The organism is Prauserella muralis (assembly GCF_003202285.1).
Lineage (GTDB): Bacteria > Actinomycetota > Actinomycetes > Mycobacteriales > Pseudonocardiaceae > Prauserella_B > Prauserella_B muralis.
Genome location: NZ_MASW01000002.1, coordinates 583,622 through 608,670, shown reverse-complemented (window position 1 = coordinate 608,670; position 25,049 = coordinate 583,622). Strand labels below are relative to the sequence as shown.

Here is a 25,049-nt window from a genome sequence, read left to right as displayed (position 1 = left end):
CCGCTGCTAGGCGGCCAGCTCGTAGCCGGCCTCTTCGACCGCCGCCCGCACGTGCTCGGCGCCGATCTCCCGGGTGCTGGTGACGGTGACCTTGCCCGTCGGCAGGTCGACCGCGACGTCGGTGACGCCCTCGATGGCGCCGACCTCCTCGGTCACCGAGCGCACGCAGTGCTCGCAGGTCATGCCGGTCACGGTGTAGGTCGTCGTCTCAGCCATCGGAATTCCTCTCGTCGTGGTGGGTCGGTACGTCAGGAGCGGACGAGCCGCGCGATGGCCTCGCTGGCCTCGCGCACCTTCTCCTCGGCGTTCTGGCCGCCCTCGGCCAGGGCCTCGGCGACACAGTGTTTGAGGTGCTCGTCCATCAGCCCGAGGGACACCGCCTGCAGCGCCTTGGTGGCCGCGGCGATCTGGGTGAGCACGTCGATGCAGTACTCGTCGTTCTCGACCATCCGCTGCAGTCCGCGGATCTGCCCCTCGACGCGGCGCAGCCGCTTGAGGTAGGCGTCCTTGTCTCCGGTGTATCCCCGCATGGCCTGTCTCCCTTGCTGCTGCCGGAACCTGGTGCCGATTTTACCCCCTACCCGTATCGGTCGGGGACGGCGCGGCTCCGGCATCGCGATTTATACCCTACGGGGGTAAGGCAGTCAACACTGGCGCGGCGCGCACCCGCCTGCTAGGTTCGCCATCGCCATATACCCCCTACAGGTATGGAGTAATGATGTCGACAACGGAACAGCGGGCAGGCACGCGCCGATGGTGGGCGCTCGGGCTCATCGCCGCGGCGCAGTTCATGGTCATCATGGACACGTCGATCATCGGCGTCGCGCTTCCCCGCATCCAGACCGATCTCGGCTTCTCGCAGGAGAACCTCTCCTGGGTGTTCAATGCGTACGTCGTCGCCTTCGGCGGGCTGCTGCTGCTCGGCGGCAGGATCTCGGATCTGCTGGGCGCACGCAGGGTGTTCGCGGCAGGCTGGGCCGTGCTGCTGGCCGGGTCGGTGGTGGCCGGAGCGGCAGGGCACGTCTGGGTGGAGCTCACCGGCCGCGCGGTGCAGGGCGTCGGCGCGGCGCTCATCGCCCCCTCCGCGCTGACCCTGCTGATGATGCTCTTCGGCGGCGAGCCCCGTGAGCTGACCAAGGCGCTGTCCCTGTACGGCGCGGCGGCACCCGCGGGGGGTACCGCGGGTGTGTTCCTGGGCGGCGTGCTCACCGAGTACCTCAGCTGGCCCTGGGTGTTCTACATCAACGTTCCGATCGCGCTGGCGGCCCTGGCCGCGACCCCGGCCCTCATGCCCGCGGGCAGGGCCCGGCGCGGCGGCACGGACCTGCTCGGCGCGGCCAGCGTCACGGCCGGACTCGCCGTGACCGTGTTCGCGATCGTCCGCGCGCCCGAGGCGGGCTGGGGATCGGTGGAGACGGTGCTGACGCTGCTCGCGGGCGCCGCGCTGCTGACCGCGTTCGTCGGTCTCCAGGCGAGGCGGCGCAACCCGCTGGTCAGGCTGGGCATCTTCCGCACGCCGAACCTGGGCGCGGCCAACGTCGCCCAGTTCCTGCTCGGCGCGGCGTGGATCCCGATGTGGTTCTTCCTCAACCTCTACCTGCAGCAGGTGCTCGGCCTCGGTGCGTTCGAGAGCGGATCCGCCCTGCTGCCCATGACCACGGTCATCATGGTGGTCATGATCGCGGTCGCGCCTCGGCTCATGGCCACGTTCGGCGCCAAGCGGCTGGTGGTGGCGGGCCTGGTGGTGCTGGCACTGGGCCTGGTTTGGCTGGCGACCGCACGCGACGCCGGAACCTACTGGGTGGACGTGCTTCCCGCGTCGCTGGTCGCCGCGCTGGGCATGGCGCTGGCGTTCGTGCCCTCGCTCGGCACGGCGATCTCGAGCGCGCGCCCGGAGGAGGGCGGCCTGGCCTCCGGCATCGTCAACACCAGCTATCAGGTCGGCTCGGCGCTCGGCCTCGCCACGGTGACCGCGTTCACCACCGGGCTGTCCGGCGCGTTTCTCGCGGCGGCCGGAATCGCCGCGGCGGGCGCGCTCATCACGAGTGCGGCCCTCGGCAGGGAAGCCAGGCGGTGACACCGTGCTGTAACAGCCTGTGCGTCCGGCGTGTCGAGCCGCGCCCCTCCAGCAAAGATCCGATGTATCCTGACGCCTCCGGAAGAGGAAGGATCAGCGATGCCGCAGATCGCGCTGCACACGGTCTTGCAGGAGGGGCGCGAGCTCGACTACGAGGCTGTGCACGAGACCATCCCCTCCGATGTCGCCGCGGCGCTGGCCGAGCACGGCGTGCGCGACTGGCGGATCTGGCGGGACGGGACCCACCTGTTCCACCTCATCGACGTCGACGACTATCCGGCGATGCGGCACGCGCTGCGCGACCACCCGGCCAACATACGCTGGCAGGCGACCGTCGCCCCGATGCACGCGAAGGCCGACGACTACTCGGGCGAGGACGAGGGCATACCCCTGCTCTGGAGCCTCGCAGGCCAGCTTGCCCGCCAGGAACGCTGAGGAGCACCATGTCCGTCACCGACGACGCCATCGAGGCGATCAAGCAGATGATCGTCGACGGCGAACTGCGCCCCGGCGACCGGCTGCCGCGCGAACCCGACCTGGCCGAGCGGCTCGGCCTGTCCCGCAACTCGCTGCGCGAGGCCGTCCGGGCGCTGTCGCTGATCCACGTGCTCGACGTCCGGCAGGGCGACGGCACGTACGTGACGAGCCTGGAACCGTCGCTGCTGATGGACGCCATGGGCTTCGTGGTCGACTTCCATCGCGACGACACCGTGCTGCAGTTCCTGGAGGCCCGCCGCATCATCGAGCCCGCGGCCACGGCCATGGCCGCCGAAAAGATGTCCAAAGAGGACATCGCCGGCCTTGCGGACCTGCTGGACGCGCTCGGCGAGAACCCCACTGTCGACGAGCTGGTGGCCAACGACCTGGAGTTCCACCGCCGGATCGCGGTCGGTTCGGGCAACCAGGTGCTGTCCTCGCTCGTGGAGAGCGTGTCGGGCCGCACCCAGCGGGCCCGGACCTGGCGCGGCATCACGCAGGAGGCCGCCGTGCAGCGCACCCTCTCCGAGCACCGGGCTATTCAGCAGGCACTGGCCGCGGGCCAGGGCGAGGTCGCCCGCGCGTGGGCCACCGTGCACATCGCCGGCGTCGAGCAGTGGATCCGCCAGACACTGGTCGACAACGTCTGAGCGGCAACGCTCAGCCGCGGGGGCGCAGGCGCAGGTCCTGCATGCCGCCGTCCACGGCGAGACCGACGCCGCTGGTCGAGGCGGCCAGCGGGCTGGCGAGATAGACCACCGCGTGGGCGATCTCGGCCGGCGAGACGAGCCTGCCGTGGGGCTGCCTGGCCTCCAGCGCCGCGCGCTCGGCGGCAGGGTCGTCGGCCCGGTCGAGCAGCCTGCCGATCCACGGTGTGTCCGCGGTTCCGGGGTTGACGCAGTTGACGCGGATCCCCTCGGGCAGGTGGTCGGCGGCCATCGCCCGCGACAGCGCCAGCACCGCGCCCTTCGACGCGCTGTACAGCGCCCGCTGCGGCAGCCCTGCCGTCGCGGCGATCGAACCGACGTTGACGATGGCGGCCGACGCCGAGCGCCGCAGGTACGGCAACGCCGCGCGCGTCGTGCGCACCATCCCGAGCACGTTGACGTCGAGCACCCGGTGCCATTCGGCGTCGTCGTTGTCGGCGACCGTGCCCTGCGCGCCGATGCCCGCGTTGTTGACGAGGATGTCCAGCCCTCCGAAGCGTTCGGCGACCGTCTCGATCGCGCGGCGCACCGAGGCGTCGTCGGTGACGTCGGCCCGTATCCCGGCGACGCCGCCCGCGCTCACCTCGTTGACGTCCAGTGCGGCCACCGCCGCGCCGCGCTCGGCGAGCTCTGCCGCGACGGCGGCCCCGATCCCGGACGCCCCTCCGGTCACCGCCGCGACCAGACCGTCGAACTCCGCCATGCCTCACGCGCCTTTCTCGTACGCCACGAACTCCTGGCGCTGGCGGCCGAGGCCCTCGATCTCCAGCTCCACCACGTCGCCCGGCTTGAGGTACGGGAACTTCCCGGACAGCGCAACGCCCTGCGGCGTGCCCGTCATGATCAGATCACCCGGCTCGAGCGTCAGGTACTGGCTGACGTGCCACACGAGGTGCTCGACGCCGAAGATCAGGTCGGCCGTCGTCGAGTCCTGCCGGGGCTCGCCGTTGACCCAGCTGCGCAGCCGCAGGTCGGCGTGGTTCACCTCGTCCGGGGTCACCAGCCACGGCCCGAGCGGGTTGAACCCGGGCGCGCACTTGCCCTTGCTCCACTGCCCGCCCGAGTCGACGAGCTGGAACTGCCGCTCGGAGACGTCGTTGCCGACGACGAAGCCCGCCACCCGGGCCATGCTGTCCTCGGCGGAGTCCAGGTACGCGGTGCGCGCACCGATGACGATGCCGAGCTCCACCTCCCAGTCCGTGCGCTCGCTGCCGGGCGGGATGGTCACCGCGTCGTGCGGGCCCACCACCGTGTTGGGAGTCTTCAGGAACAGGATCGGCACCTCCGGCGGCGCCGAGCCGGATTCGGCGGCGTGGGCGGCGTAGTTCATGCCGACGCAGATCACCGCACTGGGCCGCGCGATCGGCGCACCCACCCGCAGCGTGTCCGCTCCCGCCAGCTCCTGAAGCTCACCGGCCGCCAGCGCGCGCCGCGCGGCGTCGATCCCGCCCGCGGCGAGGAACCCGCCGTCGATGTCGCCGGTGAGGCCGCTCAGGTCGTAGGTCGTCGAGCCGTCGAGCAGGGCGGGCCTCTCGGCGCCGCCGGGTCCGAGCCGGGCGAGCTTCACAGCATGCTCCTCGTCGAGTGATCGGGTGTCTGCGCCGCGGCGACTGTAGATCATCCGCGCCCGCGGCGACCAGCATGGCGGCAGAACCCACCTTGACGCGAAATACATCCGATGTCTAGGGTTCCGCTCAGCAGTGACCTAGACCATACCGACAGGAGCTGGTTCGTGGCGCGCATCGTTGCCCTGCAGACCCATGACGTGCGGTTTCCGACATCCCAGTCGTTGGACGGGTCGGACGCCATGAACCCCGACCCCGACTACTCGGCCGGCTACGTGCGGGTGCGCACCGACGCAGGCGACGGGCTGGAAGGCCACGGCTTCGTCTTCACGATCGGCCGCGGCAACGACGTCCAGGTCGCCGCGTTCGCCGCGCTGGAGGAGCACCTCGTCGGCCGCGACGTCGAGGAGGTGCTCGGCGACCTCGGCGGCGTGTGGCGCGAGCTGGTGCACGACTCGCAGCTGCGCTGGCTGGGCCCCGAGAAGGGCATCATGCACATGGCCATCGGTGCCGCGGTGAACGCCCTGTGGGACCTCAAGGCGAAGCGGGCGGGCAAGCCGCTGTGGCAGCTGCTGGCGTCGATGACCCCCGAGCAGATCGTCGACCTCGTCGACTTCCGCTACCTCACCGACGCGCTGACCCGCGACGAGGCGCTGGAGATCCTGCGCGCCGCCGAGCCGGGCCGCGCCGAGCGCGAGGCGGAGCTGCTGCGGGACGGCTACCCCGCCTACACGACGACACCGGGCTGGCTCGGCTACGACGACGGCAAGCTCGCACGGCTGTGCCGCGAGGCGGTCGAGGAGGGCTTCACCCTCGTCAAGCTCAAGGTCGGCGGCAACCTCGACGACGACGTGCGCAGGCTCGGCATCGCCCGCGACGTGTGCGGCCCGGACATCCGCATCGCCGTCGACGCCAACCAGCGCTGGGACGTCGCGGAGGCCATCCACTGGCTGGAGGCGCTCGCGCCGTTCGACCTTGCCTGGATCGAGGAGCCGACGAGCCCCGACGACGTGCTCGGGCACGCCGCCATCGCCAGGGCCGTGGCGCCGATGCCGGTGGCCACCGGCGAGCACGTCGCCAACCGGGTGCTGTTCAAGCAGTTCCTGCAGGCCGGGGCGCTGCACATCCTGCAGCTCGACGCCACGCGCGTGGCCGGGGTCAACGAGAACATCGCGATCCTGTTGCTGGCGGCCAAGTTCGGGGTGCCGGTGTGCCCGCACGCGGGCGGTGTCGGGCTGTGCGAGGCGGTGCAGCACCTGGCGATGTTCGACTTCGTGGCCGTGTCGGGCAGCACCGAGGGCAGGGTGATCGAGTTCGTGGACCACCTGCACGAGCACTTCGTCACGCCGGTCGACGTGCACGACGGGCGCTACCACGCCCCGAAGGCGCCCGGCGCGGGCACCGAGATGCTGCCTGCCTCCATCGCGGAGTACTCCCGTGGCTAGCCCGGTGCTCGGGCGGCTTTCCCTGGGCACGGCGAGCCTGGGCAACCTCTACCGGCCGATCAGCGACGAGCAGGCCCACGCCGTGCTGGAGGCCGCGTGGGAACTCGGTGTCCGTTACTTCGACACGGCGCCGCACTACGGCCTCGGGCTCGCGGAGCGCCGCCTCGGCGCGTTTCTCGCGGGCAAGCCGCGTGGCGAGTACGTCGTGTCCACCAAGGTCGGCAGGCGGCTGGTGCCCGACCCGGCGGGCGCGGGGCGCGGCGACGACGCCAACGGCTTCGCCGTGCCCGCCGACCACCGGCGGGTGTGGGACTTCTCCGCGGAGGGCGTCCGTCGCGGGCTCGCCGAGTCGCTGGAGCGGCTGGGCCTGGATTCCGTCGACGTGCTCTACCTGCACGACCCGGACGAGCACGACACCGGGCCCGCGCTGGCCTCCGGGTTGCCCGCCGTGGCCGCGCTGCGCGAGGAGGGCGTGGTGACGGCGGTGGGTGTCGGCTCCAAGTCGGTGCCCGCCCTGCTGGCCGCCGCGCGGTCCGGTGTGCCGGACCTGCTCATGGTCGCGGGCCGGTTGACCCTGCTCGAACAGCCCGCGCTGGACGAGCTCGTGCCGGAGTGCCGCGTGCGCGGCATCGGCATCGCCGCCGCGGGCGTGTTCAACTCCGGCCTGCTCGCCTCGCCGGAACCCCGCGAGGACGGCAGGTACGAGTACGGCACGGTGCCCGCCGACGTGCTGGCCAAGGCCCGCGTGCTCGCGGGCGTCTGCGCGGGGTTCGGTGTCGAACTGCCCGCCGCCGCCCTGCACTACCCGCTGCGCGAGCCGATGGTGCGCACCGTCGTGGTGGGCGCGGCCTCGGCGGGCGAGATCCGGCAGAACCACCGCCGCCTGAACACGCCGATCCCCGACGAGCTGTGGGCGGCGTTGCGAGACAAGGGACTGACCCGGCCATGACGTCCATTGTGGATACCCACCTGCACCTGTGGGACCTCACGGTCAGCGACTACGCGTGGCTGCCGGAGGGCACCCCGCTGCACGCCACGTTCACCGCGGGGCAGGCGCACGCCGAGCTGGCCGCGGCGGGCGTCGGCGCGGCCGTGCTGGTGCAGGCCGAGGACTCCGAGGCCGACACCGAGTTCATGCTGCGGCAGGCCGCCGAGCACGACTGGATCGCCGGGGTCGTCGGATGGGTCCGGCTCGACGACCCGGCAGCCGCCGAGCGGCAGCTGGACAGCTGGCTCGACCACCCCGCGCTGCGCGGCATCCGGCACCTCGTGCACGACGACCCGCGTGACGGCTTCCTCGCCCTGCCCGGCGTGCGCCGGTCGCTGGCGCTGCTCGCCGAGCGCGGGCTGCCGTTCGACGTCCCCGATGCCTGGCCGCGCCATCTCGGCGCCGTCGCGGAGCTGGCGGCGGCCCTTCCCGAGCTGACGGTCGTGGTGGACCACCTCGGCAAGCCGCCCCGCGACACCGAGTCCTTCGACCGCTGGCGGGCCACGCTGGCCGAGGTGGCCCGGCGGCCGAACACGGTCGCCAAGGTCTCCGGCCTCCAGCTGCCCGGCGAGCCCTTCACCGTCGACGCCGTGCGCCCGGCGTGGGAGGCGGCGCTGGAACTGTTCGGACCCGCCCGCCTGATGTACGGCGGGGACTGGCCGATGACGGTGCCCTTCGGCGGCTACGCCACGGCCTGGCGAATCGCCACCGAGCTGATCGGCGACCTGAGCGAGGCCGAACGGGACCGCGTGCTCTCGGGCACGGCGTACGCGGTGTACGGCGTGCGGGAGCCGGCACGATGACGGGGGTCGCGACCATGACGAAGCCGCTGCTCGAGGTCGAGGGCGTCAACAAGAGTTTCCCCGGCGTGCGCGCGCTGCGCGACATGCGGCTGGAGCTGCGCGCGGGTGAGGTCCTGGCGCTGGTGGGCGAGAACGGCGCGGGCAAGTCCACGCTCATGAAGCTGCTGTCGGGCATTCACGTCCCCGACTCGGGGACGTTCCGGCTGGCGGGCCAGGACTACCGGCCGCAGGGGCCGCGCGAGGCGCTGGAGCTGGGGATCAGCATCATCCACCAGGAGTTCAACCTGGTGCCGCACCTCACCGTCGCGCAGAACATCTTCATCGGGCGGGAACCGCGGCGGCTGCGGATGATGCTCGACGAGGGCAGGCTCAACGCCGGCACGCGCACGTTGCTGGAGCGGCTGCGGCTGCCGCTGGACCCGCGGGCGGTCGTCGGCACGCTCACCGTCGCCAACCAGCAGATGGTCGAGATCGCCAAGGCACTGTCCTACGAGCCGAAGGTGCTCATCATGGACGAGCCCACGGCGGCGCTCAACGACGCCGAGGTGGCCACGCTGCACGAGCTGATCCGGCGCTTCGTCCGGCCCGACACCGGCGTCATCTACATCTCGCACCGCATGGAGGAGATCCGCCGCATCGCCGACCGCGTGACGGTGATCCGCGACGGCGAGTACGTCGGCACCCGCGAGATCGCCTCGGCGAGCACCCCGGAGGTCATCTCCCTGATGGTGGGCAGGGCCATCAACACCGAGGCGCGGCCGGAGAACGTGCGCCCCGGCCGCGAGACGGTGCTCACCGCCACCGGGCTGAGCACCAAGGCGCTGCTCAAGGACGTCAGCTTCGACCTGCGGCGCGGCGAGATCCTGGGCTTCGCCGGGCTCATGGGCGCCGGTCGCACCGAGACGGCCAGGGCGCTGGTGGGCGCCGACAGGCTCGACGCGGGCACGATCACGGTCCATGGCAGGCAGGCCCGCATCGGCAACCCGGCCGACGCCGCCCGGCTCGGCATCGGCTACCTGTCGGAGGACCGCAAGCGGTACGGGCTGCTGCTGGAGCAGGACGTCCAGGCCAACGTCGTGCTGGCCGCGCTGCGCGACCAGTTCACGACGGGTGGTTTCGTGCAGGACGGCGCGGCCCGCGCCAGGGCGAAGGAGTACGTCGACACGTTGCGCATCAAGACACCGTCACTGGATCAGACCACCAAGCATCTCTCCGGCGGCAACCAGCAGAAGGTGGTCATCGCCAAGTGGCTGGCCAAGGACTGCGACATCCTCATCTTCGACGAGCCCACCCGCGGCATCGACGTCGGCGCGAAGGAGGAGATCTACACCCTGCTCAACGAGCTGGCGGGCCAGGGCAAGTCGATCATCATGATCTCCTCCGAGCTGCCGGAGATCCTGCGCATGTCCCATCGCGTCGTCGTGATGAGCGAGGGACGCGTCACGCACGTGCTCGACTCGGACGAGGCGACCCAGGAGAACATCATGCACTACGCGACTCTGCGGCCGGACGAAAACCCGGCCGATGCCGCGGAACTCGGACTGGACAAGGCAGGGCAGTCATGACAGCGGTCAAAGCTCCGGCGCCGGAGCAGCAGGCGGGTGGCGGTCTGGTGACGGCTGTCAAGGGCAGGCTGCAGCAGCTGCTCGCGTTCGCCAGCCTGCTCGTCATCTACGCGTTCTTCTCGTTCGCCAGCCCGTACTTCTTCTCCTACGGCAACTTCACGGCGATCCTGTTCTCCACCGTGGTCATCGGCACGCTGGCGATCGGCACGACGTTCGTGATCATCGCGGGTGGTATCGACCTTTCGATCGGCACGGGCATGGCCCTGTGTGCGGTGATGTCCGGTGTGTTCCTCACCAAGCTGGGCCTGCCGCTGGCGCTCGGCGTTCCGGCCGCGATCCTGTTCGGCGGCCTGATGGGCCTCATCAACGGGATCAACGTGGCGCTGCTGAAGATTCCGCCGTTCATCGCGACTCTGGCCATGATGCTGGTCGCCGAGGGGCTGGCGCTCGTGTTGTCGGACAGCGCGCCGATCTACTTCAACAACGTGCCCGGCTACACCGACATCTCCACCGGAAACCTGATTCCCGGCGTCGAGTTCCCCAACGCCGTGCTGATCCTGCTCGCGGTGGCGCTCATGGCCGGGCTGCTGCTGACCAAGAGCGTGCTCGGCCGCTACACCTACTCCATCGGCAGCAACGAGGAGGCCACGGCGCTGTCGGGCATCGACGTGCGCCGGTGGAAGATCGCGATCTACTGCTTCGCCGGGCTGTTCATCGGCCTGGCCGGCGTGATGATCTCGGCCCGCCTCGGCTCGGCGCAGCCCGCCACCGGCATGGGCTACGAGCTGCAGGCGATCGCGGCCGTGGTGATCGGTGGCACGTCGCTGTCCGGCGGCAAGGGCTCCATCGTGGGCACGCTGATCGGCGCGCTGATCATCTCGGTGCTCAACAACGGCCTGCAGATCATGTCGATCCCGCAGGAGTGGCAGAACGTGATTCTCGGCTGCGTGATCCTCGTGGCCGTCTACACGGACCGCATCCGCAAGAAGGAAGCTTGACCAGGACAAAGGAGATCTGGCGATGAGAATGCGAAAGGTCGTCGCGGCGTTCGCCGGTGCCGCCATGGCGCTGGGCCTCGCGGCGTGTGGTTCGGACGGCGGCTCGGGTGGTGGATCGGGTGGCGACGGCCCGTTCATCGCGATCGTGTCGAAGGGCTTCCAGCACCAGTTCTGGCAGGCCGTGAAGAAGGGCGCCGAGGAGGAGGCCGCCAAGCACGGTGCCCGGATCACGTTCGTCGGCCCCGCGACCGAGCAGGAGGTCGAGGAGCAGATGAACATGCTCACCAACGAGCTCGCCAAGAGCCCCGACGCGCTCGGGTTCGCCGCGCTGGACTCCCGCGCGGCCGCGCCGCTGCTGCAGCAGGCGCAGTCGCAGGACATCCCGGTGATCGCGTTCGACTCCGGTGTGGACAGTGATGTTCCGGTGACCACCGTGGCCACGGACAACAAGGCCGCCGCGGCGGAGGCCGCCAAGCACATGGCGGAGGAGCTCGGCGGCAAGGGCAAGGTCGCCATGGTCGTGCACGACCAGACCAGCAAGTCCGGCACCGACCGCAGGGACGGCTTCAAGGAGTGGATGCAGCAGAACGCTCCCGGCATCACGGTGCTCGACGCCCAGTACGGCGGCGGTGACCAGCTGGAGTCCGCCAACATCACCAAGTCGATCATCTCGGCGAACCCGGACCTGAAGGGTATCTACGCGTCCAACGAGGGCTCGGCGATCGGCGTCATCAAGGGCGTGCAGGAGAGCGGGAAGAAGGGCATCACCGTGGTCGGCTTCGACTCCGGCAAGGCCCAGATCGACGCCATCAAGGACGGCGTGATGGCCGGCGCGGTGACGCAGGACCCGATCGACATGGGCCGCCAGCTGGTCCAGTCCGCGATCAAGGCGGTCAACGGGGAGCAACTGCCGAAGACCATCGACACCAACTTCTACTGGTACGACAAGAGCAACGTGGAGGACCCGAAGATCCAGGCGGTGCTGTACCAGTAACCACCAGCCCCGCGGCAAGCTCCCCAATGCCACATTTGTAGCGCTCAACGTCCCCAATGTGGCATTCGTAGCGCTCAACGCTACGAATGCCACATTGGGGAGCTTTGGGCTGCGCGGCTACGGGCGGCGACCGGTGAGCGCGGGGTAGCGGGCACGCCAGGGGTATCGGCGGCGACCGGTACCGGTTCCCGGTGGATACCCCGCTCGCGCCGGCATTGGTGACCCGGCAGGGCCGCCTCCCCGGCCGCCTCCTTGGCCGCCGCCATGATCCGCCGGACATCGCCGGCGGCACCCACGCCTCGTCACAGGCCGCTTCGCCGGCCTGCACGAACTCCTCTGCTTCGCGGATCCTCGTCGGTCGCTTCCGTCCTCTCTGCACTGTCTCGCGCTGCCGGCACGAGCACTCAGGTCAGGTTTCGGCCTGAAAGACGGCTGGTTCATTACTCCGTTCGGCCCATCACTTCTGTCTCAACGCAGCATAAGTCGGCTTACTTCGACCGTGCATATTTACGTACGCCACAAAAGTGATTAACGTCCGAGCCGAAATCCTCGGCAAGGACGGGCGGGGTTGGGGGTGGTCGGGCATGTCACGACACGGCGAGACGGTGCCGCGTTCCCCTCCTCACCCCGCCGGAGCCCGCGGCGGCCGCCGCGCTCCCCCGCGCTCTCCCTGAATCCCCCACCACGGCGCGGGGTCGTCCCCGTCCCGCGCCACCGCTGTTCTGCCTGGTCCCCGGGGACACCGAATGGAGAACACCACGATGCACAACCATGCTCAGAACGGGCCGTCCGGCCGCACGGTCTCCCGCAGATCGATGCTGGCCGGGGCCGCCGCGGTCGGGGTCACCGCCCCGGCGCTGGCGGGGCTCACGGCGGCCGCGGCCCCGGTCGCGGCGGCGCAACAAGGCAAGACCCGGCGCATCACGATGTACGCCGAGGAACTGCCCGGCGGCGACATCGGCTACGGCCTCACCCCCGGCGGGGCCACCGTTCCCGGGCCCGTGCTGGAGATGTGGGAGGGCGACACCCTCGAGATCGACCTGGTCAACAACACCGACAAGCGGCTGTCGATCCACCCCCACGGCGTCGACTACAGCACCGACTCCGACGGCAGCCCGCTCAACGACTCGTTCAACGAGCCGGGCGAGCGGCGCCGCTACGTCTGGCGCACCCGGGAGCCGTTCCGCAAGGACGGCGTGTGGCTGCCCGGCAGTGCGGGCTACTGGCACTACCACGACCACGCGATGGGCACCGACCACGGAACACAGGGCCTCATCCGCGGCCTCTACGGCGCACTCATCGTGCGGCGCAAGGGCGACGTGCTGCCGGACAGGCAGTTCACCGTCGTGTTCCAGGGCATGACGATCAACAACAAGATGGCCCCGCACGCCCCCCTGCTGGAGGCCCGGCTCGGTGAACGCGTGGAGTTCATCGCGATCGGCCACGGCGACTTCTTCCACACCTTCCATCTGCACGCCCACCGCTGGGCGGACAACCGCACGGGACTGCTCAGCGGCCCGAACGACCCGACCCCGGTCGTGGACAACAAGGACCTCAACCCCGGCTCCTCCTTCGGCTTCCAGGTCGTGGCGGGAGAGGGAGTCGGGGCAGGCGCGTGGATGTACCACTGCCACGTCCAGAACCACTCCGACACCGGTATGGCCGGTGTCTTCCTGGTGCGCAACGCCGACGGCAGCATGCCCGCCGGCGCGCAGGAGGCCCTCGATCGCTACTACGGCCACAACCACCCCCACCACTAGACCCGGCACCACGTGAGGTGAAGGAGCACACCACATGGGACGAAGAGGTCTCTTATCCCGCAGCGGACGGCAACGGCCGGCTTCGCTGCGCCGCACGATGGTTCTGGTGACCAGCGCGACGCTGGCACTGGGACTGTCCTCGATCCCCGCACTGGGGCAGGCACAACAACCCGTACCACAGCAGAACGCGCCCCGGCAGAACGCCGAGAGCCCGGTCGACGTGCTGGTGTTCCACGGCGCCGCCGACAAACAGGACGACCCGGTCGGCGCCGCCACGCAGGCCATCAAGGACCTCGGCGCGCAACACGGCTTCGACGTCGAGTCCACCACCGATCCGGCCGTGTTCAGCCCGGACAAGCTCGACGACTACCGCGGCGTGGTCTTCCTCTCGGCGGAGGGCACCGAGCTGACCAACGGCCAGGAGGCCGCGCTCAAGGACTACGTCAACGACGGCGGCGGCTTCCTCGGCATCCGGGACGCCGCCCGCGCGCAGGCGCGCTCCGAGTGGTTCACCGGGCTGATCGGCAGCCGCCCGGTGGGCAACCTCCCCGACCCGGCCGAGGTCGCCGAGATCAGCGCCACCGGCGAGAACCCGCCCAACGAGATCGCCACCAACCTGGTCGACGGCGACGTGGACACCAAGTGGCTCACGTTCAACCCCACCGCCACGATCACGCTGCGGCTGGCCGAGCCCGCCGTGGTGTCGCACTACGCGCTCGCGTCGGCCAACGACTTCGCCGGGCGTGACCCGAAGGACTGGACCCTGCGGGGCTCGACGGACGGCCAGAACTGGACCGACCTGGACAGCCGGTCGAACGAGGACTTCCCCCAGCGGTTCCAGACCAAGGAGTACCGCTTCGACAACACCGAGTCCTACGCCTATTACCAGCTGGACATCACGGCCAACAGCGGTGACGGCCTCACCCAGCTCGCCGAATGGCAGCTGTTCTCGGGCGAGGGCACCACGGAGCCGCCGCCCGAGGTGCCGGTGCAGGAGGCGACCGTCAGCCTCACCGACCGCCAGCACCCGGCCAACGAGGGCCTTCCGCTGACGTGGACGCGCTCGGACCGCTGGCTCAACTGGTCGCCGAACCCCATCGGCGAGGTGCACACCGTCGCGCAGGTGCAGGAGCACACCTACAACCCCGGTGAGGGCGCCAACGGCCCCTTCCACCCGGTGTCGTGGTGCCGCGACTACGACGGCGGCCGGTCGTTCTACACCGGCATGGGCGGCACCGAGCAGTCCTACTCGGAACAGCGCTTCCGCAACCACCTGCTCGGCGCCCTGCAGTGGACCACCGGCATGGTGCGCGGTGACTGCCAGGCCACCATCGGCTCCAACTACAAGATCGAGCGGCTGACCGCGCAGAACAAGCAGGGTCAGCTCGACCAGATCGGCGAGCCGCACGGCCTGACCATCGCCCCGGACGGCACGGTGTTCTACATCGGCAAGGCGGCCTGTGCCACCGGGCCCGTCCCCAGCTGGGACGACCCCAACGTCGGCCTCGGCTGCGGCACGATCCACCAGTGGGACCCGGAGACCAAGCAGGTCAAGCTGCTCACCACGCTCGACGTGATGGGCAACCGCGGCAGCGGTGACGAGCTGGTCAAGAACGAGGAGGGTCTCGTCGGCATCACCCTGGACCCGGAGTTCGCCGACAACGGCTGGATCTACGTGTACTGGATGCCGCACGAGTCGATCGACCGCGACAAGCGGATCGGCAAGCGGACCGTCTCGCGGCTGACCTACGACCACGCGAAGCAGTCCATCGACCAGTCGACCCGCAAGGACCTGCTGTCCTGGGACACGCAGATCCACAGCTGCTGCCACGCCGGTGGTGGCATGGCCTTCGACAACGACGGCAACCTCTACATCGGCTCCGGTGACAGCAACTCGTCGGGAGGCTCGCAGGGCTACTCCGGCAACAACTGGACGCAGGACTACAAGGGCATCTCGTTCCAGGACGCGCGCCGGACCGCGGGCAACACCAACGACCTCAACGGCAAGATCCTGCGGATCCACCCGGAGGACGACGGGACCTACACGATCCCCGAGGGGAACCTCTTCCCCGAGGCCGAGGACCCCGGTGACAAGACCCGCCCTGAGATCTACGTGATGGGCGTGCGCAACATCTCGCGGCTGGCCTACGACAAGAAGAACGACTGGCTGACCGCGGCCTGGGTGGGGCCCGACGCGTTCTCGCCGAACCCCGAGCTGGGACCGGCGAAGTACGAGACGGCCACCATCATCACGTCGGCGGGCAACCAGGGCTGGCCGTACTGCATGGGCAACCGGCAGCCGTACCGCGACCGCAGCAACACCGACGCCAGCGTGCTCACCGGCTGGTACGACTGCGACAACCTGAAGAACACCTCGCCGCGCAACACCGGCCTGGTGGACATCCCGCCCGCCAGGGACAACATGATCTGGTACTCGCCGGGTGGCGGTGGCCCCGTGTTCCCGCCGCGCGGGGACGGCAGCGGGGTGCCGACGTACGACAACGACGACGCCACCTACACCTGGCCGTACCTCAAGGGCGGTGGCCAGGCCGTCATGGACGGCCCGACCTACCATCGCTCGGAGGTCGACACCAACAGCGGTGTGGCGTGGCCGGAGTACTGGGACAACAAGTGGTTCATCGGCGACCAGTCCAACCCGAACAACCGCATCGCGGTGACGGTGGACCGCAAGAGCGTCGAGGAGCAGAAGCCCCCGCCGTTCGCGGAGGACCTGCGCCACATCATCCGCTCCGGCAACGGCGGCAACCAGCTGCAGAGCTGGATGGACGCCAAGTTCGGGCCGGACGGCGCGCTGTACCTGCTCGACTACGCGGGCGGTTTCTTCAGCCTGCACGGCAACCAGAAGCTGATCAGGGTCACCTACGAGGGCGGCCCGGCGACGCCGAGGCCCACCGCGCAGGCGACGGCGGTCCAGAACAAGCCGCTGATGATCGGCTTCACCGGTGAGCGTTCCGGCGGCGTGTCCTACCACTGGGACTTCGGTGACGGCTCCACCTCCACCGAGGCCAACCCGAGGCACACCTACGCCGACACGGGCACGTACACGGCGACGCTCACGGTGACCTACGCCGATGGCGAGAAGGCCACCACGAAGACCGAGGTCAACGTCGGCTGCGCGGTGCCGGACGACCGGCGCAACGTGTGGCTGCGCGACACCGAGACCTCGGTGGCCAACCACCAGGCAGGCGGCGGTTGCACGGTCAACGACCTGATCGACGACGAGAGCACGTGGCCCAGCCACGGCGCGTTCGTCGACCACGTCACCAGCGTGGCCAACAAGCTGCGTGGCGACGGCGTGCTCACCGCCAAGGAGGCGAGCACGCTGAAGCAGGCGGCGGCGCGCTCCGACATCGGCAGGAAGGGCGACACCGGCTACGAGGCCATCTTCGACGGGACGCCACAGTCTCTCGAGCCGTGGCAGCAGGCACCGGGTGGCCGCTTCGACCTGATGCCGGACGGCTCGCTTCGCAGCATCGGCGGGCTCGGCATGCTGTGGTACCCGGAGAAGGCCTACGGCGACTTCTCGCTGAAGTTGCAGTTCAAGGACGTCTCGACCGGTGACCACCGGGCCAACAGCGGCGTGTTCGTGCGGTTCCCCGATCCGAGGACACCGCTCGACCAGCGGCCGGACTCCAGCTGTGGCACGCAGGGCTCGGCACGGGACTCGCAGGCGTGGGTCGCGATCTACTGTGGACACGAGATCCAGATCTACGACGGTCAGACCGGTGAGCCGCAGAAGACCGGGTCGATCTACAACTTCGACCCGATTCCCTCCGGCCAGGCCGGGGTGACGCCGAAGGGCGAGTGGAACGACTACGAGATCCGGGTCGTCGGACAGCACTACACGATCATCCGCAACGGCGTGGTGATCAACGAGTTCGACAACACACCCGGCAAGCAGTCGTCGCGAGCCAGCGACCCGCCGACCGACCTGCGTCAGTTCATCAACGGGTTCATCGGGTTGCAGAACCACGGCAACAGCGACCTGATCGAGTTCCGCAACATTCGGGTGCGGGAGCTGTGACCGCCATGACCCGCATGTCGAGAAGTGGAGACCACTCATGATCCAGCGGTTACTCGCGGGCTGGAAGGGCCTGCGGAGATCGCGGCGGGCACTGGCGGTGGCCGGGCTCAGCGTGGCACTGGCCGCGCTGTGGCTCGGGCCGGTGTCGGCGGCCCAGCAGGGCCAGGTGCGCGAGGCGGCGGCTCAGGCCGCGGACCAGGTGCTGACCTGGACCGCGGACGACAGCATGACCGAGTACGCCTCCGCGCCTGCCACCGCGACGGCCGGGCCGGCGACGATCGTGTTCGAGAACAGCGAGGCCACCGGCAACACCACGTTCATGACCCACACCCTGACGTTCGACACGTCGACGCCCGGGTACAACCACGACGTCAACCTGAACATCACCGCCAGCCCGCTGGACTCCAACGGCGGGCGGCACGAGGCCCAGGTGACGCTCACGCCGGGCAAGTACCGGTACTTCTGCGCCATTCCCGGACACGGCCAGATGGTCGGTGAGCTCGTGGTCACCGACGGCGGCAGCCAGGACACCACGCCGCCGGAGGTGACCCCGGAAATTACCGGTGACCAGGACGCCGAGGGCAACTTCATCGGCTCGGCGACCATCACGCTGAACGCCACCGACACCGGGTCCGGTGTGGACACCATCGAGTACGAGATCGACGACACCGGGTTCCAGCCGTACACGGGCCCGGTGACGGTGGACCGGATCGGCGACCACACCGTGCAGTACCGGGCCACCGACCTGGCGGGCAACACCTCCGAGACCGGCTCCACGCCGTTCCGGGTGGTCGAGCCCACGCCGGACGACACCACGCCGCCCGAGGTGACGGCGCAGGTCTCCGGTGACCAGAACGACGAGGGCGGCTACATCGGTTCCGCCACGGTCACGCTGAACGCGACCGACGCGGGCTCGGGCGTCGCCGGCATCGAGTACAACCTCGACGGCGCCGGCTACCAGCCCTACACCGCTGCCGTCCAGGTCAGCGAGGTCGGCGAGCACACGGTGACCTACCGGGCCACCGACAACTCCGGCAACACCTCGCCGGAGGGCTCGACCACGTTCACCGTGGTGGAACCGGCCGGGGACGACACCACGCCACCGGAGGTGACCGCCGAGGTCACCGGTGACCAGGACGAGTCCGGCAACTACGTCGGCTCGGCGTCGGTGACCCTTGCGGCCACCGACGCGGACTCGGGCGTCGCCAGCGTCGAGTACAACCTCGACGGTGCCGGCTACGAGCCCTACACCCAGCCGGTGACGATCGAGGGTGCGGGCGACCACACCCTGACGTACCGGGCGACCGACAACTCCGGCAACACCTCGCAGGAGGGCTCGGTGATCGTGACGATCGTCGACGCCGACCCGCAGGACACCACGCCGCCGGAGGTGTCGGCCGACGTGGCCGGTGACAAGGACGACCAGGGCCGCTACGTGGGCAAGGCCACAGTGACCCTGACCGCCACGGACACCGGGTCCGGTGTGGACACCGTGTCGTACGCACTGGACGACGGCTCGTACGGGCCCTACACATCGCCCGTGGAGGTCACCGAGCCCGGCGAGCACACGCTGCGCTTCCGGGCCACGGACAACGCGGGCAACACCTCGGAGATCAAGTCGGTGTCGTTCACCGTGGTCGAGGCCGACCAGGGTGACAAGGAGCCGCCGCAGGTGTCGGTGCAGCTGGTGGGCCCGCAGGACGCCCACTGGAACTACGTCGGCATGGCGACGGTGAGCCTGTCGGCCACCGACGCGGGTTCCGGTGTGCGCTTCGTGCGGTACTCGCTGGACGGCGGTTCCTACACCGCCTACAACGAGCCGGTCGTGATCACGGCGCCGGGCAAGCACACGGTGCTGTACCACGCGGTGGATCACGAGGGCAACCGTTCGGAGGACGGCAAGCTCACCTTCAACCTCGTCGCGGAAGAGGGCGACCAGTGTGTCGCCTCCGACGTGCGGAGGACGGTGGTCATCGATGGTCACGACAGCACGGTGCTCAACGTCGACACGGGCAACGGCTGCACGATCAACGACCTGATCAACGAGAAGGGCGAGTACGCCAGCCACAACGCCTTCGTCAAGCATGTCCAGGACGTCACCGGGGACCTGCGGCGCGACGGCGTGATCACGGCGAAGGAGCGTGACCGGATCGTCAAGGCCGCCAAGGCCTCCGACATCGGCCGGTAACCTCCCGAGCCACTGTCCTCAACGGCCCGTTACCGGCGGCGACGCCGGTAACGGGCCGTTGCCGTTGCCGAGGCGACCGGAATCGGTCCGCACAGGCTGTTCACAGGATGCGGGTGCATCGTGGACGATGCCGGTGGACGTGAAGGAGGAGTGACGATGACCGAGACCGACATCAGCAGGAGGCGCTTTCTGAGAAGGGCGGGGTGGGCAGGCGCCGCGGTCGCCGTCCCCGTCACGTCCGGATACGTCGGCTACCGGCTCCCCCGCTCGACAGCCAGTACCGAGCAGACGCCACCCGCCCCGGCGCCGCAGGCGGCCGATCCCACTCCCGACGTGCACCACTTCGTCTCCCGCCCCGACCTGTCGCCGCCCCGGCTCACGTTCACCGACGCCAAGGACGACGAGAGTGCGCTGCCCACCACGCCGGGATACCTGTTCCTCGGGCCGAAGGGCTACCAGGAGACCGGCCCCGGCCAGCAGGGCTGCATGCTGGTCGACCGCAAGGGCCGTCCCGTCTGGCTGCTGCCGCTGACCGGCGAGGACGAGGTGCCGATGGACTTTCGCACGCAGACCTACCGGGGCGAGCCCGTCCTCACGTGGTGGCAGGGAACGGTGCACACCGGGTACGGCACCGGCGTCGGCGTGATCTACGACAGCTCCTACCGCAAGGTCGCGGAGGTGCGCACCGGCAACGGGATCGCCGAGGCCGACCTGCACGAGTTCCTGCTGACCGACGAGGACACCGCGCTGCTGGTGGCCTACCAGCCGCACCGCGCCGACCTCACGGCCGTGGGCGGCCCGGCCGACGGCTGGCTGCACTCGGGCGTCGTGCAGGAGGTGGACGTCGAGACCGGCGAGGTGCTGTTCCAGTGGGACAGCATCGATCACGTCGCGCTCACCGAAACCGAGCAGAAGCTGGGCGAACAGGGTTCGAAGGACGCACCGTTCGACTACTTCCACATCAACTCCGCCGGCGTCGACGCCGACGGCGACCTGCTCGTCTCCGCCCGCAACACCTGCGCGATCTACAAGATCTCCCGCCGCGACGGCTCCGTCGTGTGGCGGCTCGGCGGAACGCGGTCCGACTTCGAACTCGGCGACGGCGCGCGGTTCTCCTGGCAGCACGACGCGCGGGCACTGCCCGGCGACCGGCTGTCGCTGTTCGACAACGCATCCTCGCCGCCGAGGGCCAAGCGCTCGCGAGGCCTGATCCTCCGCCTGGACCCCGGGGCCATGCGCGCCACGGTGCATCGCGAGTACGTCCATCCGGCCGATCTGCTCGCCGACAACCAGGGCAGCATGCAGGTGCTGCCCGAGGGGCGGGCGCTCGTCGGCTGGGGCGCGCAACCCTACACGTCGGAGTTCTCCGCCGAGGGCGAGCTGCTGGCCGACTGGCGGTTCCCCGCGCCGGACCAGTCGTATCGCGCCTGGGCCGGCGAGTGGACCGGCAAGCCCGTCGACCGGCCGGCCGTGGCGGTCCAGCGCAACAACGCCAGGGGCAACCTCGTCTACGCCAGCTGGAACGGCGCGACGGAGGTCCGGCGGTGGCGCATCCTGGCCGGGCCGAGCGCGCAACGCCTCGAGCCGGTGGCGACCATGCCACGGTCGGGGTTCGAGACCGCCGTCGCGGTCAACGCCGACGGCCCCTTCTTCGTCGCCGTGGCGCTCGGCGAGGACGGCACCGAGCTGGGCCGGTCCGACCCGATCCGCAAGGCGGGCTGAGCCGCCCGGCGCCGTGCCCACGGTGCCCGTGGGTACACAATGGGAACCCACGGGCACCATGGGCACGGAGGGAGACAGGACGTGGGCGCGAGCCAGGCGGTCACGCTCCGGTTTCGCGGACGCGTCGTCGAGCGTGACCGGGCGCTCGTGATGGCCATCGTCAACCGCACCCCCGACTCGTTCTACGACAAGGGCACCACCTACGGGCTCGCCGAGGCCCTGCGCGCGGCAGACCGGGCGGCCGCCGAGGGCGCCGACATCGTCGACATCGGCGGCGTGAAGGCGGGCCCCGGCGGCGAGGTCGGCGTCGCGGAGGAGATCCGCAGGGTGGTGCCGGTGGTGTCGGCCGTGCGCGAACGGCACCCGGATCTGGTCATCAGCGTCGACACCTGGCGCGCCGAGGTGGGCAGGAAGGCCTGTGCCGAGGGCGCCGACCTCATCAACGACACCTGGCAGGCCGCCGACCCCCGGCTGGCCGAGGTGGCCGCCGAGTTCGGTGCGGGCTACGTCTGCTCGCACACGGGGGGCGCGGCGCCGCGCACCCTGCCGCACCGGGTGCAGTACGCCGACGTGGTGGCCTCCGTCGCCGAAGAGGTCACCGCCAAGGCCGAGCGGCTCGTGGCCCTCGGTGTGCCCCGCGAGGGCGTGCTCATCGACCCCACGCACGACTTCGGCAAGAACACGTGGCACGGGCTGGAGCTGCTGCGCCGCCTCCGCGAGCTGACCAGCACCCCGTGGCCGGTGCTGATGGCCCTGTCGAACAAGGACTTCGTCGGCGAGACGCTCGGCGCCGGGCTGCGCGATCGCGTCGACGGGACCCTCGCCGCCACGGCCGTGGCGGCCTGGGAGGGTGCGGCGGTGTTCCGGGCGCACGAGGTGCGGCGCACCCGGCAGGTCCTCGACATGGTCGGCAGCATCCGCGGCACCCGCCCGCCCGCGGAGGCCCTGCGCGGCCTGACCTGAGGGCGTCCGTCCACTGCGGATGGTGCCGGGGCGGTCGCCGATCGCGGTCGCATATCCGGGACCCGCGCCGGGTAGCCCCTGGGCATGGCTGAGTTCGAGCACCAGCGAGTGATCCCCGCCGAGCCCAGGGCCGTCTTCGAGGTCGCGGCCCAGCCGGAACTGCTCAACAGCTGGACCCCGGACGGCGTCGACGTCGAGCCCTCCGGCCCCGGCGTGCTGCGCGCGTGGGTGTCCAGCGGCAGTGAGGTCGCCGACGAGCCCGGTTTCGTCGAGGCCAACGCCGACGAGCTGCGCCTGGAATGGGGCGGAGCGGGCGAGCAGGGCTACGGCGGCTGGCTGCAGGTGGAGCCGGACGGCGGTGACGGGCGCGGCAGCGTCGCCACCCTGCATCTGACGTTCACCGGCGGTCAGTCCGAGACCCTCGACGGCGAGATCAGCGAGGAGGCCGACCGGCGCGTCGAGGAAGCGCTCGACCGCCTCGCCGCACTCGTCGCCGAGCAGACGGCAGGAGAGTCACCATGACCACCCAGGGGCTGCGCGTCGTGGTCACCGGCGCGACCGGCAACATCGGGACAAGCGTCGTCGAGGCGCTCAGCGAGGATCCGGCGGTCGGCTCGATCGTCGGCATCGCCCGCAGGGAGCCGGACTGGACCCGGCCGAAACTGCAGGTCGTTCCTCTCGATCTGCCCGAGGCCGGCGCGGACGAGCTCGACGGTGTCCTGCGTGGCGCCGACGTGGTGATCCACCTGGCGTGGCTGTTCCAGCCCACGCACGACCCGGTGACCACGTGGCGCAGCAACGTGCTCGGCAGCGTGCGGGTGTTCGAGTCGGTGGCGCGCACCGAGGTGCCCGCGCTCGTGTACTCGTCGTCGGTGGGTGCCTACTCGCCCGGCCCCAAGGACAGGGCCGTGGACGAGCACTGGCCGACGCACGGCTGGCCGGAAGCCGCCTACCCGCGGGAGAAGGCGTACCTGGAGCGCGTGCTCGACGCCTTCGTCCGGGGCAACCCGCAGACCCGCGTGGTGCGGATCCGGCCCGGTTTCGTGTTCAAGCGCGAGTCCGCCACGCAACAGCGACGCCTGTTCGCGGGGCCGTTCGTGCCGGGCCGCCTGGTGCGGCCGGGCGTGATCCCCGTGGTGCCGGACGTGGCGGGGCTGCGGATGCAGGCGGTGCACTCGGCCGACATCGGCGAGGCGTTCCGGCTCGCCGCGGTGAATCCCGTCCGCGGCGCGTTCAACGTCGCCGCCGAGCCGGTCGTGGACGCGACGCTGATCGCCGGGCTGCTGGGCGCCCGTACCGTGCCGATGCCGGTGTGGGCCGCCCGTGCCGCCGTGGCGGCCGCGTGGCGGCTGCACGCCGTTCCGGCGTCACCGGGGCTGTTCGACGCCGTGCTCCGGCTGCCGATCATGGACACGACGCGGGCACGGACGGATCTGGCCTGGACTCCCCGGCACACCGCGGAGGACGCCCTCGGGGAGTTCCTCGCCGGGCTGCGGGGCAACGAGGGGCTGGCGACGCCTCCGCTGGCGCCGTCGTCACCGGGCTCGCGGCTCGGGGAGATCGCCTCCGGTGTGGGAAGCAGGCCGTGAAAGAGTGGAAGGGCGAAGCGCGATGGCGGATCCGGAGCTGCAGAAGATGACCATGGCCGAGCTGGCCGAGGTGGCGCACCGGGAGGGCATTCCCTCCGTCGAGCACATGAGTACCGAGGAACTGATCGAGGCGATCGAGCAGCAGCGGGAGACCAACGACGTGCTGACCGCCGAGCGTCGCACCTCGGCGCGGCAGAAAGGCGAGTCGAAACGCGGGAGCCACGGCAGCCTGCCGCAGGGCTGGGAGAACTTCCCCGGCTGAGAACCGGAGTTCCGGAGTTTCCGATGAGGACCGGCAGGAACGGCAGCGATGGCGGCGGCTCAGCGAGCCGCCGTCAGCTGCCTGCTGGCGTGCAGGGCCAGTCCCAGCTCACGGCCCAGCTCGGCACTCATCCGGTGCCCGCGGGCCAGCGCGACGACGGTCTCGAAGGTCAGCTTGGTGAGCTCGTCGAACTCCGCCCCGTCGCCGTCGCCGAGGGTGCCCGACCACATCCGCTGTTCCAGCCAGGTGCTCAGCTGGGGCAGGCAGCGCGCGACGTTCTCCATGGTCCGCTTGAGTGAGGACACGATCTCCGTCAGCTCGGCGGGATCGGCGACGCCGTCCTCGTCGAGAGTGCCCGCCATGCGCTGGAACAGCGTTCTGGCGGCGTCCTCGGCGCGGGCGGCGAGGACGGCGGCGGTCTCGGTCTCGGTCTCGTTGTTGCCGGGTAGGCCCATGATGCAGATGTCCTTTACCTGAAACGGACTCGCGTAGTCAGGCCTACCCGTTCGGGCCACCGCCAAACCACCTCCGGGCCGGTGCCGCGGTCAGCTGCCGCGGTTCTCCCCGAGTTCGTCGACGATCGGGTGCCCGGTGACGTCCTTCTCCTGCTGCGCCAACCCGGGCTTGTCGTGCTCCTGGCGGCGCTGCGCGACCTCACCGGGCTCGTGGCCCTGGTCGAACGGAGCCGACTGCATCACCTCGGCGAGGTTGTCGTACTGCACGGGCGGAATCGCGTTCAGCGCGCCGATGGTGCCGGAGTCGGCCTCGGCGCGCTCGGCGCAGCGCACGAGATCCTCCTTGCTCGCAGGGAAGTCCGCAGTGGACAGTGCGGCACGCAGCCGCTCGGCGGTCGTGACCATGGTTCTCACCTCCGCTGCGCGCGTACCCGCCCGCGCGGGCC

At 70.4% G+C, this 25,049-nt stretch carries 23 protein-coding genes; 17 read left to right on the top strand and 6 right to left on the bottom strand.

Going from position 1 to position 25,049, the window contains the following annotated elements:
• Positions 1–6 precede the first annotated feature (6 nt).
• Positions 7–216: a heavy-metal-associated domain-containing protein gene (locus BAY60_RS13965; RefSeq protein ID WP_112281363.1), complete on the bottom strand. Its 210-nt coding sequence runs from the start codon at positions 214–216 to the stop codon at positions 7–9.
• Positions 217–248: 32 nt separating this feature from the next.
• Positions 249–530 (bottom strand): metal-sensitive transcriptional regulator, encoded by a 282-nt coding sequence (locus BAY60_RS13960; RefSeq protein ID WP_112281362.1) that lies wholly within the window; start codon positions 528–530, stop codon positions 249–251.
• Positions 531–718: 188 nt separating this feature from the next.
• On the opposite strand from BAY60_RS13960, the gene BAY60_RS13955 reads away from it, so the two are divergent.
• The 3 genes from BAY60_RS13955 (at position 719) to BAY60_RS13945 (ending at position 3,204) form a co-directional block, all read left to right on the top strand.
• On the top strand, positions 719–2,077 hold the full coding sequence (locus tag BAY60_RS13955; protein ID WP_112281361.1) for an MFS transporter: 1,359 nt from the start codon (positions 719–721) through the stop codon (positions 2,075–2,077).
• A 99-nt stretch (positions 2,078–2,176) separates the two neighbouring features.
• On the top strand, positions 2,177–2,512 hold the full coding sequence (locus BAY60_RS13950; protein ID WP_112281360.1) for an L-rhamnose mutarotase: 336 nt from the start codon (positions 2,177–2,179) through the stop codon (positions 2,510–2,512).
• An 8-nt stretch (positions 2,513–2,520) separates the two neighbouring features.
• Complete coding sequence (locus BAY60_RS13945) at positions 2,521–3,204, top strand: FadR/GntR family transcriptional regulator (RefSeq protein WP_112281359.1); 684 nt, start codon at positions 2,521–2,523, stop codon at positions 3,202–3,204.
• A 10-nt stretch (positions 3,205–3,214) separates the two neighbouring features.
• Here the strand turns inward: BAY60_RS13945 and BAY60_RS13940 are convergent, their stop codons facing one another.
• Positions 3,215–3,964 carry an SDR family NAD(P)-dependent oxidoreductase gene (locus BAY60_RS13940; RefSeq protein ID WP_112281358.1) on the bottom strand — a complete coding sequence of 250 codons (750 nt, stop codon included), beginning with the start codon at positions 3,962–3,964 and terminating at the stop codon, positions 3,215–3,217.
• A 3-nt stretch (positions 3,965–3,967) separates the two neighbouring features.
• On the bottom strand, positions 3,968–4,828 hold the full coding sequence (locus tag BAY60_RS13935; RefSeq protein ID WP_112281357.1) for a fumarylacetoacetate hydrolase family protein: 861 nt from the start codon (positions 4,826–4,828) through the stop codon (positions 3,968–3,970).
• A gap of 165 nt (positions 4,829–4,993) precedes the next feature.
• Between BAY60_RS13935 and BAY60_RS13930 the strand changes: the two genes are divergently transcribed.
• From BAY60_RS13930 to BAY60_RS37870, 14 genes are all read left to right on the top strand, one after another.
• Entirely contained in the window at positions 4,994–6,271 is a 1,278-nt protein-coding gene (locus BAY60_RS13930) for an L-fuconate dehydratase (protein ID WP_112281356.1), read from the top strand.
• A complete protein-coding gene (locus BAY60_RS13925; RefSeq protein ID WP_245992489.1) occupies positions 6,264–7,220 on the top strand; it encodes an aldo/keto reductase in 957 nt (318 codons plus the stop codon). The genes BAY60_RS13930 and BAY60_RS13925 overlap by 8 nt, the downstream gene beginning before the upstream one ends.
• Positions 7,217–8,062 (top strand): amidohydrolase family protein, encoded by an 846-nt coding sequence (locus BAY60_RS13920; protein ID WP_112281354.1) that lies wholly within the window; start codon positions 7,217–7,219, stop codon positions 8,060–8,062. Before BAY60_RS13925 ends, BAY60_RS13920 begins: the two co-directional genes overlap by 4 nt.
• Positions 8,059–9,627 (top strand): sugar ABC transporter ATP-binding protein, encoded by a 1,569-nt coding sequence (locus tag BAY60_RS13915; protein ID WP_112281353.1) that lies wholly within the window; start codon positions 8,059–8,061, stop codon positions 9,625–9,627. The genes BAY60_RS13920 and BAY60_RS13915 overlap by 4 nt, the downstream gene beginning before the upstream one ends.
• The gene (locus BAY60_RS13910) at positions 9,624–10,625 is read left to right on the top strand and encodes an ABC transporter permease (RefSeq protein ID WP_112281352.1); all 1,002 of its coding nucleotides are present in this window, start codon (positions 9,624–9,626) and stop codon (positions 10,623–10,625) included. The genes BAY60_RS13915 and BAY60_RS13910 overlap by 4 nt, the downstream gene beginning before the upstream one ends.
• 22 nt (positions 10,626–10,647) lie before the next feature.
• Positions 10,648–11,619 (top strand): ABC transporter substrate-binding protein, encoded by a 972-nt coding sequence (locus BAY60_RS13905; protein ID WP_112281351.1) that lies wholly within the window; start codon positions 10,648–10,650, stop codon positions 11,617–11,619.
• An 815-nt stretch (positions 11,620–12,434) separates the two neighbouring features.
• Positions 12,435–13,379 (top strand): multicopper oxidase domain-containing protein, encoded by a 945-nt coding sequence (locus tag BAY60_RS13900; RefSeq protein WP_112282376.1) that lies wholly within the window; start codon positions 12,435–12,437, stop codon positions 13,377–13,379.
• 34 nt (positions 13,380–13,413) lie between these two features.
• Positions 13,414–17,424, top strand: coding sequence for a ThuA domain-containing protein (locus BAY60_RS13895; protein WP_112281350.1), 4,011 nt, complete (start codon positions 13,414–13,416; stop codon positions 17,422–17,424).
• Positions 17,425–17,461: 37 nt separating this feature from the next.
• Complete coding sequence (locus tag BAY60_RS13890; protein WP_112281349.1) at positions 17,462–19,612, top strand: OmpL47-type beta-barrel domain-containing protein; 2,151 nt, start codon at positions 17,462–17,464, stop codon at positions 19,610–19,612.
• A 156-nt stretch (positions 19,613–19,768) separates the two neighbouring features.
• Positions 19,769–21,334, top strand: a complete 1,566-nt coding sequence (locus BAY60_RS13885) for an arylsulfotransferase family protein (protein ID WP_112281348.1) — start codon at positions 19,769–19,771, stop codon at positions 21,332–21,334.
• Between the two features lie 150 nt (positions 21,335–21,484).
• On the top strand, positions 21,485–22,297 hold the full coding sequence (folP, locus tag BAY60_RS13880) for a dihydropteroate synthase (RefSeq protein WP_245992639.1): 813 nt from the start codon (positions 21,485–21,487) through the stop codon (positions 22,295–22,297).
• An 84-nt stretch (positions 22,298–22,381) separates the two neighbouring features.
• Positions 22,382–22,819, top strand: coding sequence for an SRPBCC family protein (locus tag BAY60_RS13875; RefSeq protein ID WP_112281346.1), 438 nt, complete (start codon positions 22,382–22,384; stop codon positions 22,817–22,819).
• The gene (locus BAY60_RS13870) at positions 22,816–23,886 is read left to right on the top strand and encodes an NAD-dependent epimerase/dehydratase family protein (RefSeq protein ID WP_211330321.1); all 1,071 of its coding nucleotides are present in this window, start codon (positions 22,816–22,818) and stop codon (positions 23,884–23,886) included. Before BAY60_RS13875 ends, BAY60_RS13870 begins: the two co-directional genes overlap by 4 nt.
• Before the next feature lie 22 nt (positions 23,887–23,908).
• Positions 23,909–24,148 (top strand): Rho termination factor N-terminal domain-containing protein, encoded by a 240-nt coding sequence (locus BAY60_RS37870; RefSeq protein WP_112281345.1) that lies wholly within the window; start codon positions 23,909–23,911, stop codon positions 24,146–24,148.
• A 59-nt stretch (positions 24,149–24,207) separates the two neighbouring features.
• Here BAY60_RS37870 and BAY60_RS13860 read toward each other — a convergent pair whose 3' ends face one another.
• Positions 24,208–24,603, bottom strand: a complete 396-nt coding sequence (locus BAY60_RS13860; RefSeq protein WP_112281344.1) for a hypothetical protein — start codon at positions 24,601–24,603, stop codon at positions 24,208–24,210.
• A 90-nt stretch (positions 24,604–24,693) separates the two neighbouring features.
• Positions 24,694–25,008 carry a DUF2795 domain-containing protein gene (locus BAY60_RS13855; RefSeq protein WP_112281343.1) on the bottom strand — a complete coding sequence of 105 codons (315 nt, stop codon included), beginning with the start codon at positions 25,006–25,008 and terminating at the stop codon, positions 24,694–24,696.
• Between the last annotated feature and the right edge of the window lie 41 nt (positions 25,009–25,049).

What these genes read in the sequence shown, in the direction of transcription:
- BAY60_RS13965 (WP_112281363.1), bottom strand. Translation starts at nt 216, where the DNA reads ATGGCTGAGACGACGACCTACACCGTGACCGGCATGACCTGCGAGCAC.
- BAY60_RS13960 (WP_112281362.1), bottom strand. Translation starts at nt 530, where the DNA reads ATGCGGGGATACACCGGAGACAAGGACGCCTACCTCAAGCGGCTGCGC.
- BAY60_RS13955 (WP_112281361.1), top strand. Translation starts at nt 719, where the DNA reads ATGTCGACAACGGAACAGCGGGCAGGCACGCGCCGATGGTGGGCGCTC.
- BAY60_RS13950 (WP_112281360.1), top strand. Translation starts at nt 2,177, where the DNA reads ATGCCGCAGATCGCGCTGCACACGGTCTTGCAGGAGGGGCGCGAGCTC.
- BAY60_RS13945 (WP_112281359.1), top strand. Translation starts at nt 2,521, where the DNA reads ATGTCCGTCACCGACGACGCCATCGAGGCGATCAAGCAGATGATCGTC.
- BAY60_RS13940 (WP_112281358.1), bottom strand. Translation starts at nt 3,964, where the DNA reads ATGGCGGAGTTCGACGGTCTGGTCGCGGCGGTGACCGGAGGGGCGTCC.
- BAY60_RS13920 (WP_112281354.1), top strand. Translation starts at nt 7,217, where the DNA reads ATGACGTCCATTGTGGATACCCACCTGCACCTGTGGGACCTCACGGTC.
- BAY60_RS13915 (WP_112281353.1), top strand. Translation starts at nt 8,059, where the DNA reads ATGACGGGGGTCGCGACCATGACGAAGCCGCTGCTCGAGGTCGAGGGC.
- BAY60_RS13910 (WP_112281352.1), top strand. Translation starts at nt 9,624, where the DNA reads ATGACAGCGGTCAAAGCTCCGGCGCCGGAGCAGCAGGCGGGTGGCGGT.
- BAY60_RS13905 (WP_112281351.1), top strand. Translation starts at nt 10,648, where the DNA reads ATGAGAATGCGAAAGGTCGTCGCGGCGTTCGCCGGTGCCGCCATGGCG.
- BAY60_RS13900 (WP_112282376.1), top strand. Translation starts at nt 12,435, where the DNA reads ATGCTGGCCGGGGCCGCCGCGGTCGGGGTCACCGCCCCGGCGCTGGCG.
- BAY60_RS13895 (WP_112281350.1), top strand. Translation starts at nt 13,414, where the DNA reads ATGGGACGAAGAGGTCTCTTATCCCGCAGCGGACGGCAACGGCCGGCT.
- BAY60_RS13890 (WP_112281349.1), top strand. Translation starts at nt 17,462, where the DNA reads ATGATCCAGCGGTTACTCGCGGGCTGGAAGGGCCTGCGGAGATCGCGG.
- BAY60_RS13885 (WP_112281348.1), top strand. Translation starts at nt 19,769, where the DNA reads ATGACCGAGACCGACATCAGCAGGAGGCGCTTTCTGAGAAGGGCGGGG.
- folP (WP_245992639.1), top strand. Translation starts at nt 21,485, where the DNA reads ATGGCCATCGTCAACCGCACCCCCGACTCGTTCTACGACAAGGGCACC.
- BAY60_RS13875 (WP_112281346.1), top strand. Translation starts at nt 22,382, where the DNA reads ATGGCTGAGTTCGAGCACCAGCGAGTGATCCCCGCCGAGCCCAGGGCC.
- BAY60_RS13870 (WP_211330321.1), top strand. Translation starts at nt 22,816, where the DNA reads ATGACCACCCAGGGGCTGCGCGTCGTGGTCACCGGCGCGACCGGCAAC.
- BAY60_RS37870 (WP_112281345.1), top strand. Translation starts at nt 23,909, where the DNA reads ATGGCGGATCCGGAGCTGCAGAAGATGACCATGGCCGAGCTGGCCGAG.
- BAY60_RS13860 (WP_112281344.1), bottom strand. Translation starts at nt 24,603, where the DNA reads ATGGGCCTACCCGGCAACAACGAGACCGAGACCGAGACCGCCGCCGTC.
- BAY60_RS13855 (WP_112281343.1), bottom strand. Translation starts at nt 25,008, where the DNA reads ATGGTCACGACCGCCGAGCGGCTGCGTGCCGCACTGTCCACTGCGGAC.